This is a genomic window from Psychrobacter pacificensis, assembly GCF_900101915.1.
Classification (GTDB): Bacteria; Pseudomonadota; Gammaproteobacteria; order Pseudomonadales; family Moraxellaceae; genus Psychrobacter; species Psychrobacter pacificensis.
The window spans coordinates 58,673-73,179 of record NZ_FNAL01000004.1 but is presented as its reverse complement, the minus strand read 5'-3'; the positions used below and the strand labels follow the sequence as shown (position 1 = coordinate 73,179).

Below are 14,507 nucleotides of genomic sequence, written 5' to 3'. Positions count from 1 at the left end.
CGAAGATAAGTAACATGGCTTATCTACATAGATCCTCAACTAACCGATATCAATAACTTTATCCCACGCAAATGCTAACGCCGTACTGCTAATCTCATTAGGATAAGCCCTAGGATTGACAATCACTCGCGTATTACCTATTCGATAATCGAATGCTTCATGGGTATGACCATGCACCCACAAAGACGGTGCCCAGTCCTCATGCATCCACCCAGATAAATCACTAACAAAGGCAGCATTGCTTGGTAAATTAGCATATTTTTCAGACACCGATAATGCACTGATACTATGATGACTCATGACGACCGTTTTTTTGCCCAGTGCTTTGGCAGTGATTAGTGCTTGCTGCAACCACTGACGATGCTCTGAGTGAATTTGCATGGAAACTTCAGGTGAGAACATCTCCTTGCCTGCATATATCTGCTTATAATCACGCATAAAATGCCTAGCAGCAGCCATAGTATCTTCATTGGCATGATACTGATAATCCGTCCACAGTGTGCAACCTAAGATTCGTATATCACCAATATCAATATGCTGGCACTGTAAGACACAAACCCCTTTGTTAGAGGCAGCATCATAATTGTCCCAAGTCGCCAACTTTTGGTCAAAACTTAGCACATCTTCGTCAAAATATTCGTGATTACCTGAGATCGTGATCAGAGGAACTTGTAAGCGTGCTGCCTGCTCTTGTAACCACGGCATCCCTCTATCGCTGTTGGCAGTGTCTCCCGCTACTAACACGATATCTGCGTCAGTTTTAGGAATATGCCCAATAGGGCGTGACTGGCGTGCATAACTATCAATATGTAAGTCACTTAGTATTTGTAATTTCATATAATTCAATATCGTCCAATAGTATCATTATCAGCCAATCGGTAACGTTAGCGTATTTTAATAGGCCAGCACTCCTTTTAATAGGCTGCATAATTGGTTGCAGATCAGCCTACTTATAAAACCTCTCAGGTAGTGTAACAGCTTTTTTCTGTCTGAAAAAAGTAAAAAAAGACAGCGATTTAGGCTGTCTTTTTTATTGTATTGCTATTAAAACTTAAATGCTTTGTAATATTCTATTTAGCTTCTCGGCAGGGTTTTTGGCTTGAGTGATTGAGCGTCCAATCACCAAATAATCAGAACCATCTAACAATGCTTGACTTGGCGTACAGATACGCTTTTGATCATCAGCATTGTCGTCTGCTAGTCGAATGCCTGGTGTGACCAATTTAAAATCTTGACCGCATAACGCTTTAAGCGTTTTCGCTTCTTGAGCAGAGCATACTACCCCATCTAACCCAGCTTGCTTGGTCAATTGTGCCAATCGGCTCACCTGTACGTCTAAGCTATCAGTGATACCCGTTTGCATCAATGCGTCACTGTCCATAGAGGTCAATACAGTCACCGCGATGAGTAATGTATCAAGGTTATTATCTATTAAACGCTGTTTTGCCAAAGACATAGCCTCTAGACCTGCACTAGCATGAACATTGACCATCCATACACCAAGCTCGGCAGCAACTAGTACCGCTTGAGCAGTAGTGTTAGGAATATCGTGAAACTTCAGGTCTAAGAATACCTCAAAGTTACGCTGATGCAGTGCCTTTACAATATCGGGACCACAGCGTGTAAATAGCTCTTTACCTACTTTGAGCCGGCATAACGCTGGATCCAATTGATCAGCTAATGCCAACGATGCTTGCAGAGTCATATTGTCTAAAGCAACAATGACGGGAGAGTTAATCATATTATTCATGGTTTTGCCGCATATCAGAATTATTCGAGCACTGTATTTTCAAAATCAACAACCATTTCTATGGCCGAGCAATTTAATCTCGCTTGCGCTTAGACAACGTACCACCTTCATTTAGATGTGTGTCTGTATTGTCTTGTATATCAATCGATCTGGCACCATAGACAGCCTCATCTACGGTTGGCGCATTGGCCTGACGGTCAATCACCACATTGGCTTGATTCAATTGCTCTTGTAGATTTGCATTTGCCTTTTGCAAACGTGAGATTTCCCACTTATTCTGTAGTACGCGGAATATAAGCAATGATAATAGAATACCAATAATGATGCCGAGTATTAAACATAGAATGAGCAGTAGTCCCAAATTCATTGTAGGCGCTTGCGAAAACAGTAAATTGACCCCGACCTCGGTATTATTTGCCAATACCAGACCAAGCGAGTAAGCAAAGCTCAAAAACAGCAATACGAATAATAAAAAGCGCATGAGACAGTTACCTCAGGTTGGAATGATAGTTTTTGGTCAGTCAATCATTAATGAATATTAGCTGTGTGCTACTTTATCATTGACTGCTTCACGTAATGCTTTACCTGGCTTAAAGTGTGGAATCGCTTTAGCAGGAACTGGTACGCTCTCCCCCGTTTTAGGATTGCGTCCGACACGAGCGCGGCGATGATGTAGACAAAAACTGCCAAACCCACGAACCTCGACTCGGCCATCATTGGCTAAAGTATGGGTCATCAAATTTAATATTTCGCGAACGGCATCATCAACGATGGTATCTGCCATGTTGTCACAATTCGCACTCAAATTACTGATAAATTCGGATTTGTTAATCGCTTGCTGCATTATTACGCTTGCCTTGTTGATTGATGGATAAACTGATAATAAGTCAAAACAGTATTATCAACAGAAACACTAATAGCTCATATCAGAATAGTCTATTTGCACGAGTCATATCGCAACTCTAAATACACTGTCGCTCACATCTCGTTACTCAATGTTGCAAATGATAGCGGATATTGAGGAAAATAGGAATAAGAGTTTCCTTATTTAGCTAAAAACCTTACCTATTAATACAAATATCAAAACTTAATCATAAAAAAAGCGACCGAAGTCGCTTTTTTTATATTACTTTTATATCAATAACTTACAACTTACTGCATTTGCTCTTTGATCAAATCACCAATCGTTTTTGGCTGTGCATCAGAACCTGCAGCGGCAGTTGTGTTCGTGCTACCAAGATCTTTAATCGCTTGACGCTCTTCAGCTTCGTCTTTCGCTTTGATAGACAAGTTGATGTTGCGTGTTTTACGATCAACGCTGATGATTTTTGCTTCAACGTCATCACCAACAGACAGATGCTTAGTTGCATCTTCAACGCGGTCACGTTGAATTTCAGAAGCGCGTAGATAAGCTTCAACTTCGTCAGCAAGCTCAATAGTAGCGCCTTTAGCGTCTACTTCTTTCACTTTACCATTAACGATAGCACCGCGGTCATTAGCGACTAGGTATTCGTTAAATGGATCAGAGCTCAACTGCTTAATGCCTAGGCTGATACGGTTAGCTTCTGCATCTACAGACAATACCATTGCTTCAACGGTGTCGCCTTTGTTGTAATTACGGATAGCATCTTCGCCAGTTTCGTTCCAAGAGATATCAGATAAATGAACCAGACCATCGATACCACCGTCTAGACCAATAAAGATACCAAAATCAGTGATTGATTTGATCGTACCAGTGATTTTATCACCGCGCTCATGTTTCTTATCAAACTCATCCCATGGGTTAGCTAGAGTCTGTTTGATACCTAGGCTAATACGACGACGTTCTTCATCGATATCAAGGATCATTACTTCAACTTCATCGCCCACTTGAACTACTTTAGATGGGTGGATGTTTTTGTTGGTGTGATCCATTTCTGATACGTGTACTAGACCTTCGATACCTTCAGAAATCTCAGCGAAACAACCATAATCAGTCAAGTTGGTTACGCGAGCTTTAACAACACTACCCACTGGGTAAGTACCGCTAACGTTGTCCCAAGGATCAGTACCAAGTTGTTTTAGACCTAGGCTTACGCGATTGCGTTCACGGTCAAACTTCAATACTTTAACTTTTAGGTCTTGACCAACTTCAACAACTTCAGATGGATGCTTGATACGGCGCCATGCCATGTCAGTGATGTGCAATAGACCATCGATACCACCTAGATCAACGAACGCGCCGTAATCAGTAAGGTTCTTAACGATACCTTCGATCTCGATGCCTTCTTCAAGCTTGTTCAATAGCTCTTCGCGCTCAGCTGAGTTTTCAGCTTCCATAACTGCACGGCGACTAACGACAACGTTATTACGCTTTTGATCAAGTTTGATGACTTTGAATTCTAGCTCTTTGCCTTCAAGATGCGTTGTATCACGGATAGGACGTACATCTACCAATGAACCTGGTAAGAACGCGCGTACTGAACCGATATCTACAGTGAAACCGCCTTTAACTTTGCTTGAGATGATACCTTTTACGATCTCATCATTGTCAGCGATTTTTTCAAGGAAGTTCCAAGTTTCAACACGCTTAGCTTTTTCACGTGACAGCAAGGTTTGACCCATGCCGTTATCAACCGCTTCAACTACGACATCAACACTATCGCCAACTTCAACTTCAAGTTCGCCTTCTTCGCTTAAAAACTCTTCACGAGCGACGATACCTTCAGATTTTAGACCAGTATCTACTGTGATCCAATCGCTATCGATGGCCACAACAGTACCATTAATCACCGAGCCACGCTCGATATCTAGGCCTGTTTCTTCGATGCTCGCTTCAAATAGTTCAGCAAATGATTCCATTATGTCTACCTTTGTATAGCCGTATCCTGTCCAGCACAGTACGGATCAAATTTATGATTGCATAAAACGAGAATACTGGTTTTATATCTTATGCAATCATATATAAAAACGTTTGTTGTTAATAAGCGCATATTTAAACTTACTAACAACAACTGTCTTACTTTATTCTACCAAACAAAATTTTATCAACCTAGCCTAATAAATAATTAATCGTTAAAAAACACTAACTTCCAACTGTACAATTCTACATTAAAAACAGGGACTATAGGAAATTTTTTAGTACTTAATATGTTGTTTTTATTAACTATTAAAAAACAGCCCTTTATCTTGACAATGTCTTTTTACTTGCTCGTAAACCGCATCAGCATCGAGCATTGAGCTATCAAGTAACAAAGCATCTGCTGCAGGTTTCGATGGTGCGGTGCTACGGTTCTCATCACGATCATCACGTTCTTTAATCGTCGCCAAAATCGAGTCAAAATCTGCTGCTTGCCCAGCGTTAACTAGCTGGGTCACGCGGCGCTCAGCACGCGCTTCCGCGCTCGCCGTCAAATATACTTTCACATCGGCATCTGGGAATACAACGGTTCCCATGTCACGACCATCAGCGACAAGCCCTGAGCGTGTCGCCATATCTTGTTGCAACGTAAGCAGCGCTTGACGGACTGTTGGAAACACCGCGATTTGTGAAGCATAGCCACCTACGGTCTCGTTACGTACCTGATCACCTACCGCTTGTCCATTCACAATGATGTCTACACGTCCAGAATCATTATTTGGTAAAAACGCTATCTCCAAACTTTTCGTGAGCGCTAGCACTGCCGACTCATCGATTAGATGGCTGGCATCTGCTGTGATCAATCCAGCTTCGAATGCTTTGAGTCCTACGATTCTATATAGCGCCCCAGAGTCTAATAGCTGATAGCCCAACACTTGAGCTAAACGCCATGTGACCGTACCTTTACCAGCGCCACTAGGCCCATCGATACAGATAACCGGATAGCGTGCTGAATGGTTTACACTATCGTTTTTATTGAGTAGATCGTTATCAGATACGGAGACGGTCATAATACTTACTCAATAATAGTTGTTACCCTATAGCTGTCATGCAATAGCAATGAAGCAATATTTACTGGTATATCAAATGTTTGATAGCAGGCTAAAAAATTCGCTAACAAATAGGGCGATATTATAGCAAAAAATCATCGCTACCACTAGCGCCCAAACTGATATCTTATTTATTAATCATTTTGGATTAAACGCTGTTTTTATTCTGTTTCGCTAATCGCCTACGCTCACGAAAAAACGTCTTTAGCAATTGACTACTATGCTCACTGCACAATCCTCTATGAACTTGGATATTATGATTATAAAAAGGCTGCATTGATAAGTCCATCTGGCTGCCTACCATGCCAGCACGTGGCTCACTCGCCGCATATACTAGCCTATCAACACGTGCATGAATGAGCGCGCCAATACACATCGTACAAGGCTCTAGTGTCACGTACAAAGTTGTCTGTAGTGGCAGACGATAATTTTGTAGACGCTGACAGGCCTCTCTTAACGCAACTATCTCAGCATGTGCCGTCGCATCATGGCAGCCAATCGGTTGATTGAACCCTTGACCAATGATCTGCTGATCGTGCACCAATATAGCGCCTACCGGCACTTCACCCAGTTTAGCGCCTTGGCTTGCTAGTCTAAGAGCCTTTTGCATCCATTTACCATCTTGCAGTGTCCAAAACATAAGGGATGCAAATGATATACCCTCAAGTTCGCTCAGCGCTAAAAAATAAGATGCTAAACCTGTATTCATAGTATTTAGCATTTATTGCGGTAGCTGCCAGTCAATGGGCGTTTGACCATACTGCACCAAGTAGTCATTGGTTTTAGAAAATGGCTTTGTCCCAAAAAATCCACCGCGGTTCGCAGCCAACGGCGAAGGATGCACGGCGGTCAAAATAAGATGTTTGTCGGTATCGATATACTTACCTTTTTTTTGTGCTTTACTGCCCCACAAAATAAATACGGTATGTTCTGTCTGCTCGTTGACCGCGTCAATGACTGCATCGGTAAACTGCTCCCAGCCTTTATTTTGATGACTGTTTGGCTCGCCTTCTCGCACAGTTAGTGAGCTGTTTAGTAGCAAAACACCTTGCTGCGCCCAGTAAGTTAGGTCACCATGTTTTGAAGGTGCGATACCGATGTCATCTGCCATCTCCTTAAGCAAGTTGTTTAATGATGGCGGCTTAGGAATCGCTTTAGGAACAGAGAATGACAATCCCATGGCCTGCCCTGGCCCATGATAAGGGTCCTGACCTAAAATCACCACTTTAACTTGCGATAAAGGCGTGAGATTAAGCGCATTAAACATCAACGGCGCGGGCGGATAAATGCTATCCCCTGACTGATAGGCTTCTTTTAAAAATGCACGCAGGTTGTCCATATTTTCGGATGTTAACTCATCTGCTAATGCCGCCTTCCAGTCCTCTGGCAGACGGACATTGTCTAAAATGGCTTGTTTTTGCTCTGGTGTTTTGGTTGTCTGCTCGTCAAACAGCTCCATGGTATATCCTTTTATATTTATTATGAAATGAATGCTTAGTGATTGGCTTATTTTAAAGACTAATAGTAACAAAAAACCTTATGAGCTTTGTTGATGAATTATAGCAACAAAAAAACGGCTACCGTAATGTTACGATAGCCGTTACTCTTATATTCAAACTAAATGCTTCAGCTAGCCACTGACTCAGAGTCTGAACGTGGCTCATGAGTTTCGACCACAGTCAAAACAATCCGACTATCCGGTGAACCTTTTTGCGAAGATTTATCTAACTTCACTGTATCATCGTCTTGCGTATTGTCGGCTTTAGGGGCTAAAGTCAAATGAACAACGCCCCCATTTACCAAGTCACCGAATAAAATCATACTTGCCAGTGGCTTTTTGATCTCATCCTGAATCAGGCGCTGCATTGGACGTGCACCCATAAGGCGATCGTATCCTTTATCAGCCAGATAATCACGCACATCATCATCAATCTCTAACGTCACTTGCTTATCATCAAGCTGTACTTGTAGCTCAACCAAGAACTTGTCAACAACTGACACAACCACTGACGTATCTAGCGGATTGAACTGAATAATCGCGTCTAGACGATTTCGGAATTCTGGCGTAAAGACGCGCTTGAGCGCCTCAGTGTTGTCGCGGCTATGATCTTGCTGAGTAAAGCCCATAGAAGAGCGACTGATACTATCAGCACCAACGTTGGTTGTCATAATAATGATGACTTGCTTAAAGATAGCAACACGGCCATTGTTATCAGTCAATGTACCATGATCCATCACCTGCAATAGCAAGTTGAAGACATCAGGATGCGCTTTTTCAATCTCATCAAGTAGCAGTACGCAATGCGGATGTTGATTGATCTTTTCAGTCAACAATCCACCTTGATCGTAACCAACGTAGCCCGGAGGCGCACCGATCAGACGTGATGCGGTATGGGCTTCCATGTACTCTGACATATCAAAACGTACCAGCTCTACGCCTAATAGATTAGCCAGCTGACGAGAGACCTCCGTTTTACCCACCCCTGTCGGCCCTGCAAACATAAACGAGCCAATCGGTTTATCTGGTGCTTTTAGTCCTGCACGAGACAGCTTAATTGCATCAGCAAGCGTGGCAATCGCTTCATCTTGACCAAACACTAAGTGCTTAAGATCACGATCCAAGTGCTCAAGAATGCTCTTGTCATCACTCGATACCGACTTGGGCGGAATGCGTGCCAGTTTAGCGATAATGGCTTCGATATCAGCGACATCGATTTTCATCGGTGGCTTTTGCGCTTTAGCAGATTTTAGGCCATCGGCAGACTGAGCACGGTCGTTTGCCTTTGCCGTCTCTGCTTCGTCTTGCATCTCATTATCGCTGTCTGCATCGCTATCGATACCTTCGACATCAGCATCAATCTGTGCATCAAAGTCTTGCTCTAAATCTGCAATAAAGCTCTCTTCAGCTTCAATATCCTCTACATCAGGTACCACACCCAGACGTTTGTACGCACCTGCCTCATCGATCACATCAATGGCTTTATCGGGTAAAAAACGCTCATGAATGTGCTTGGCTGATAACTGTACAGCGGTCACTAATGCCTCATCCGTGTATTCCACATTATGAAACTCTTCGTAGCGAGGCTTGAGGCCACGCAAGATATCGACGGCATCATCTACACTTGGTTCTTTCACATCGATTTTTTGGAAGCGACGTGATAGTGCATGGTCTTTTTCAAACACTTGACGGTACTCAGTAAAGGTCGTTGAACCAATGCAGCGCAGCTCACCATTAGCCAAGGCAGGTTTGATAAGGTTAGATACGTCCATATTGCTGCTCATTGACGAGCCTGCACCAATGATCATATGAATCTCATCAATAAATAAAATAGCATTGGGCTTTTTCTTCAGCGCATCAAGAAGCGATTTCATACGCTTTTCAAAATCACCACGATATTTCGTCCCAGCAATAAGCGAGCCGATATCAAGGCTATAAATCACGCAACCATTAAGTGGCTTGGGTGCTTTGTCGTTGATAATCAACCATGCCAAACCTTCGGCGATAGAGGTTTTACCAACGCCTGGTTCACCGACCAATAACGGATTATTTTTGCGGCGGCGGCATAAAACTTGAGCGGCACGTTCAATTTCAGAAGCGCGGCCAATCAATGGGTCTGTTTCGCCTTCAGCAGCACGCTGATTTAAATTGGTTGCAAACTCAACCAGTGGATCTTTGCTGGTTTTTTCAGACGCACTGCGGCGCTCACCAGTCATAGAAGCACGTTGCTCAGATGGCTCTTCTTTGTCTTGACCATGTGATAAATATTGGGTCAGCTCAAGACGGCTAATACCTTGTTTTTTGAGCAGATAAACGGCATAAGTATCATGCTCTGAGAACATAGAAACCAAAATATCAGAGCCTTCTACCAATCGACCACCGCCTATAGACTGCACATGAAAAATAGCGCGTTGCAAGATGCGATCAAAGCTTTGCGTTGGCTGCGGTGACTGATCTGTATCTGCATCAACAGTTGGCGTGTGCTTATTAATATAAGCTTCAAGCTCAGTACGCAATGCCGATATATTGGCATTACAGGCAGTCAGGGTATTGGCAGCGTGAGTATTTTCTAATAGTGCCAATAATAAATGTTCAACAGTAAGATACTCATGCGATTTTTGGCGCGCAAGCGTCATTGCTAAACGTAGAGAAACTTCAAGATGACGACTTAACATAACAACTTCCTACGGTTATATCTATCTTTATAATTGATAGTTTTATGAATGAGTTAGTAAGTAAATCAGGGCGATAGATCGATTGTTCAAGGGTAAGATTCGTATAATTAAAAAATCATGGATATATCATTTGGACCATAGACTGTGTGACGAATGCTGTAATCTATCTATCAGTTAGCAGTGATTGTGATAATTCATAGTCGCTTTTCTTTATATCAACACGATACTTCGACAGAGTCAATCTATTAACGCAGACTAAAGTGTATCAAAGCATACTACGAGTACATAACGAAGAATGTGAGAGCGACGAGAAGCTTAAAGAGCTAATGTGGATAAAAAATAAGTAGATGAACGAGGATATTAATAACGAGTGATCGAAAGGTTGTAAAAATTATTAAGAAGCCTAGTTAGTATATAAGGATATATTACAATAAAATCAAGACTATAAGAGCGATATAATCACTGACATGCTTAATCAAATATGGGTATCTAAAGCGAGGCTGTAAAAATAGATGGCTTAGCTCACTTTAAAAGTGAGCTGCTATAACAACTGGATGAGAACAAAAAACGATTAGTTATGGCAATGAGAGCTGATGTAAGAATAAGATATAGTGTCTTGCTATCCTTTTACTCGCCTTGATGTGGCTCAATTTGGGTTAATAGTGGATAGCCCTCACGATGTGCCAGACTATTTACTTTTTTGGCCTTCGTCTCAGCGATGTCTTTAGGATAGATGCCCGCAATACCTTTGCTACTATTGTGAATCGTTAGCATAATTTCAACCGCAGAGTCCATACTATGGCGGAACTCTGACTGCAAAATATAGACGACAAACTCCATTGGCGTGTAATTGTCATTATACATAACCACCGCATACATAGGCGGTTTAGCAATTTCTGGCTCAGCAACCAGCACATCTGCTTGCGGTGACGTTTCACCTTCTGTGTCACCGTCCTGTGCGCGATGGGCAGGCATATTTGGAAAATGCCAATCAGCAACCGTTGGCGTAGCTTGTAATATCATTTTTTTCATCATAATCAAAGTATAATTATAAGGTAAGTTTGGAATAAGAGAGGTTAGCTAGGCAGGCGATGAAACATCAAGCACTATGACTATATATAGACATGGTGCTTTGTTTTCAACTATATCATCGCTGTTTGGTATTTATTAAGACTTGTATCTAGGGAACAATCGGGCTTTCATCAACTTCTGGCAAGTCTAAAAGTGATGGTAGCATGTTATCAACCTTATCACCGAGCTTCCAATCGTACAATTGCTCTACTGTTTGGCCACCTGCTTGCAAGCTTAGTTTTGCTTGTAAAGGTTTAAAACCTGAGGGCATCATAAAACGACCGCGTATACGAACAATACCTTCGATCGCATAGCTTGCAGGATCTAAGGGCACTTCTACAAGGTCATCATTATTGAGTAACGTCAAGGTTGGCTGGAGTCGTTTGGCTTGACCGTCGCTACTGAGCATACCAATATCAAAACCATACTCAAAAGCATTTTCGGGCAACGGCTCAATCTTAGCGCCCAATATTTGTAGCGGCATGCCACCTTTCTCAGCAATCACATCAGCATATATCTCATTAAGCTGTGAGACCTGCCTGTTTTCTACCGTCAGAGCTTGTTGATTTTCACGCAACTCTTTTAGATTTGCGAGACTTATGGCCAGCTCTTGCTTGGCTGTCGCGGCTTGATTGGTCGCGATTTTATTACTAAGACGCAAATCTTCTAGCGCTTTTGTCGCTTCTGTACCATCGATAATCGCTTGCTGAGCTTGCGTTTCCATCGAATGAAAACCACGCTGATAGCCCAGCTTATGTCCGAATAGCAATCCAGCCACGGCAGTCACTAATATCACTACTACAAATAAAGCCAATACTAATGTAGACGCGCCTCGTTGAGTGCTACCGATATCACTCATAAAGCCATTACTATTTTTATCGGAATGCGTCTTGCACGCCAAGCCATATAGAACAGAATCTTGACACGATAGACGTGATGACTTTAAAAAAAAGCGTCGTTCAAGTTTAACACGCATTTAGATGGTATCTCTTAAGAGTAAAGGCAAGTTATTATAGCGGAATTTATAATCAATACCTAGTACCATAAATATGAATGACTTAGCGACAAAAAAGCCAGCATTAAGGTACGATAGGTGCAAAATTGAGTCCCATCGACTCATCAAAGCCGAACATCACATTCATATTCTGGACAGCTTGCCCTGCGGCACCTTTTACCAAATTGTCTTGCACCACAATGACCGTCAGCTCAGCACGCTCGTTGTCTTGATGTACTGCGATACGTAGACGATTACTAGCACGCACACTGCGCGTGTCTGGATAAACACCTTTTGGCATGACATCAACAAAACCTTCTGATGCATAGCTGTCCTCAAACACTTGCTGCCAATCGATAGCCGCACCTGCGTCAGTCAGCTCCATGTGAATTGAGCTCAGCATACCGCGTATCATAGGCACTAAGTGCGGTAAAAAGCGAATGCGATGTGTAAACTGACTGTCTAGTAACTGCGCCACACCCTGCTCAATCTCTGGCAAGTGGCGATGACCTTCAACGCTATAGGCTTTAAAATTATCCGTTGTTTCCGCATAATTAAGTGCCAGTGACGCTTGACGACCAGCACCTGATACACCAGATTTGGCATCGATGACAATGCGAGATTCAACCAGTCTTTCTGCTTGCTCATTTTGTGCTTCGATAACAGGTTTTAAACCCAAAATCGCAGTAGTCGGATAGCAGCCAGGGTTACCGACCAATAAAGCGCTGGCAAGCTTATCACGATTGATTTCAGGCAAACCGTAAACTGCTGTCTTCAACAGCTCAGGGCAAGCATGAGATTGTTTGTACCAGTGCTCAAACTCCGTCAATGATTGCAGGCGAAAATCAGCTGCCAAATCGATGACTTTTACGCCAGCTTGGGTCAGCGCTTCTGCTTGCTTCATCGCAACACCATGCGGCGTCGCAAAAAATACAACATCACATTTTTGCAATGCCCCAAGCGTATTGTCACCTAAGTCACTGAAAACAATATCTGAGATACCGCGTAAGCTTGGGAAGATTTCATCAGCGCGAGTGCCAGCTTCGCTACGCGAGGTTAGCAAATCAATAGACACTTCAGGGTGAGCAGATAGTAAGCGAATAAGCTCAATACCTGTGTAACCTGTACCACCGACAATCGCTGCTGAAATCATAAATTATCCTTATTCTTAGTAAGCACTCATTATATCTAATAAATTCTATATTTTTATCTAGCTTACAAAGCCATATAGACATAAAACCAGTCTGTCAATCCTAACGTCTCTGAATATTATGGCTTTGAATACCATAGCTTTGAATACCGTGGCTTTTAGATCTTGTAGTCATGTACCGCATCAACAAACACTTTGGCATTGTCAGGATTCACCCACTGGGTAATACCATGACCTAAGTTTGCAATGTAGCCAGTTTTTTCGCCATTAGCATAGGCGCGATCAAGCATCGCATTCACTTCAGAGCGGATAGTGGCGGGTGATCCGTATAACGTTGCCGGATCTAAATTGCCTTGAATGGCTTTACTGCTTTGTAGCTTCTTATGCTTTTTGGTTAACTCGCGCTGACTCTCAGTCAGTACTTGACGCGCGCGGTCAAGCGGCATCGTCCAGTCTAGACCTAAAGCGTCAGCTTCGCTATCAGCCTGAATATCAAGCCATAATCCGCCACCTTTGGTAAATAATACCACTGGTACTTGTGGATGGCGTTGCTTTAGTTCAGCCACGATACGCTTGTTGTAATTGTGCGAAAACTCGATAAATTGACGATGACCAAGCGCCCCGCCCCAACTGTCAAATATTTGTACGATCTGAGCTCCGGCCACAATTTGTGCATCGAGATAGTCAATGACCGAAGTCACAAGCTTATCTAATAACTGATGTAAAAAGCTGGGATCGCTATACAAAAAGCCTTTGGTATAACGATAATCCTTTGAACTACCCCCTTCTATCATATACGTCGCGAGCGTCCATGGACTACCAGAAAACCCAAATAAAGGCACTTGACCATTTAGCGCTTTGCGAATGCTGGTCACGGCGCGCATTACATAGTCAAGAGAATCATTAGGCTCAAGTAATGGCAATCTATCAAGATCAGCCTGCTTGCGAATTGGATGCTTAAACTTAGGACCTTCGCCAGTCTCAAAATACAAACCCAATCCCATGGCATCAGGAATGGTCAAAATGTCACTAAATAAGATCGCGGCATCTAAGTCATAACGACGTAACGGTTGGAGCGTCACTTCAGTAGCACGTTCTGTATCTTTGCACAGGCTCATAAAGTCGCCGGCTTCAGCACGAGTGGCTTTGTACTCTGGTAAGTAACGACCAGCTTGGCGCATCATCCAAACTGGCGTGGTATCGATGGGCTCAAAGCGTAATGCACGTAGCAGCCTGTCATTTTTTAGTGGTGCAAATTGCTGCTGAATCGAGTCACTCTTGTCTGAAGCACTCATGTACAAATCTCCAAAACAACATAGTATCCATATTTATAAATAGATACTGTGCTGAATAAAATAGGTTGAATAAAATAACAATAAATATTTATAAGCTATAAAAAACAGCCGTGCTATATCATGAAT

Annotated in this window: 13 protein-coding genes; all 13 read right to left on the bottom strand. The window is 42.6% G+C overall.

Features of this window, described 5'->3' with window-relative positions; all coding sequences use genetic code 11:
- Positions 1–39 precede the first annotated feature (39 nt).
- The 13 genes from BLR43_RS03640 to hemE all read right to left on the bottom strand — a co-directional run bounded on the left by BLR43_RS03640 (position 40) and on the right by hemE (position 14,381).
- Entirely contained in the window at positions 40–837 is a 798-nt protein-coding gene (locus BLR43_RS03640; RefSeq protein ID WP_093068901.1) for a metallophosphoesterase, read from the bottom strand.
- Between the two features lie 214 nt (positions 838–1,051).
- Positions 1,052–1,750, bottom strand: a complete 699-nt coding sequence (pyrF, locus tag BLR43_RS03635; RefSeq protein ID WP_093068898.1) for an orotidine-5'-phosphate decarboxylase — start codon at positions 1,748–1,750, stop codon at positions 1,052–1,054.
- A 73-nt stretch (positions 1,751–1,823) separates the two neighbouring features.
- Complete coding sequence (locus BLR43_RS03630; protein WP_093068896.1) at positions 1,824–2,231, bottom strand: lipopolysaccharide assembly protein LapA domain-containing protein; 408 nt, start codon at positions 2,229–2,231, stop codon at positions 1,824–1,826.
- Positions 2,232–2,288: 57 nt separating this feature from the next.
- Entirely contained in the window at positions 2,289–2,594 is a 306-nt protein-coding gene (locus tag BLR43_RS03625; RefSeq protein WP_058024195.1) for an integration host factor subunit beta, read from the bottom strand.
- Positions 2,595–2,902: 308 nt separating this feature from the next.
- Positions 2,903–4,591: a 30S ribosomal protein S1 gene (gene rpsA / locus BLR43_RS03620; protein WP_071003507.1), complete on the bottom strand. Its 1,689-nt coding sequence runs from the start codon at positions 4,589–4,591 to the stop codon at positions 2,903–2,905.
- Positions 4,592–4,891: 300 nt separating this feature from the next.
- A complete protein-coding gene (cmk, locus tag BLR43_RS03615; RefSeq protein WP_093068892.1) occupies positions 4,892–5,659 on the bottom strand; it encodes a (d)CMP kinase in 768 nt (255 codons plus the stop codon).
- Positions 5,660–5,846: 187 nt separating this feature from the next.
- Positions 5,847–6,407, bottom strand: a complete 561-nt coding sequence (gene tadA, locus BLR43_RS03610) for a tRNA adenosine(34) deaminase TadA (RefSeq protein ID WP_093068889.1) — start codon at positions 6,405–6,407, stop codon at positions 5,847–5,849.
- Between the two features lie 12 nt (positions 6,408–6,419).
- Positions 6,420–7,157, bottom strand: coding sequence for a uracil-DNA glycosylase (locus BLR43_RS03605; RefSeq protein WP_093068887.1), 738 nt, complete (start codon positions 7,155–7,157; stop codon positions 6,420–6,422).
- 167 nt (positions 7,158–7,324) lie between these two features.
- The gene (gene clpA / locus BLR43_RS03600; protein WP_093068884.1) at positions 7,325–9,871 is read right to left on the bottom strand and encodes an ATP-dependent Clp protease ATP-binding subunit ClpA; all 2,547 of its coding nucleotides are present in this window, start codon (positions 9,869–9,871) and stop codon (positions 7,325–7,327) included.
- Between the two features lie 627 nt (positions 9,872–10,498).
- Positions 10,499–10,894, bottom strand: coding sequence for an ATP-dependent Clp protease adaptor ClpS (locus BLR43_RS03595; RefSeq protein WP_083328960.1), 396 nt, complete (start codon positions 10,892–10,894; stop codon positions 10,499–10,501).
- Positions 10,895–11,051: 157 nt separating this feature from the next.
- Positions 11,052–11,918 (bottom strand): hypothetical protein, encoded by an 867-nt coding sequence (locus tag BLR43_RS03590; protein WP_071003503.1) that lies wholly within the window; start codon positions 11,916–11,918, stop codon positions 11,052–11,054.
- Positions 11,919–12,021: 103 nt separating this feature from the next.
- A complete protein-coding gene (gene argC, locus BLR43_RS03585) occupies positions 12,022–13,089 on the bottom strand; it encodes an N-acetyl-gamma-glutamyl-phosphate reductase (RefSeq protein WP_071003502.1) in 1,068 nt (355 codons plus the stop codon).
- Positions 13,090–13,244: 155 nt separating this feature from the next.
- Entirely contained in the window at positions 13,245–14,381 is a 1,137-nt protein-coding gene (gene hemE, locus BLR43_RS03580) for a uroporphyrinogen decarboxylase (RefSeq protein WP_071003501.1), read from the bottom strand.
- Positions 14,382–14,507: the final 126 nt, after the last annotated feature.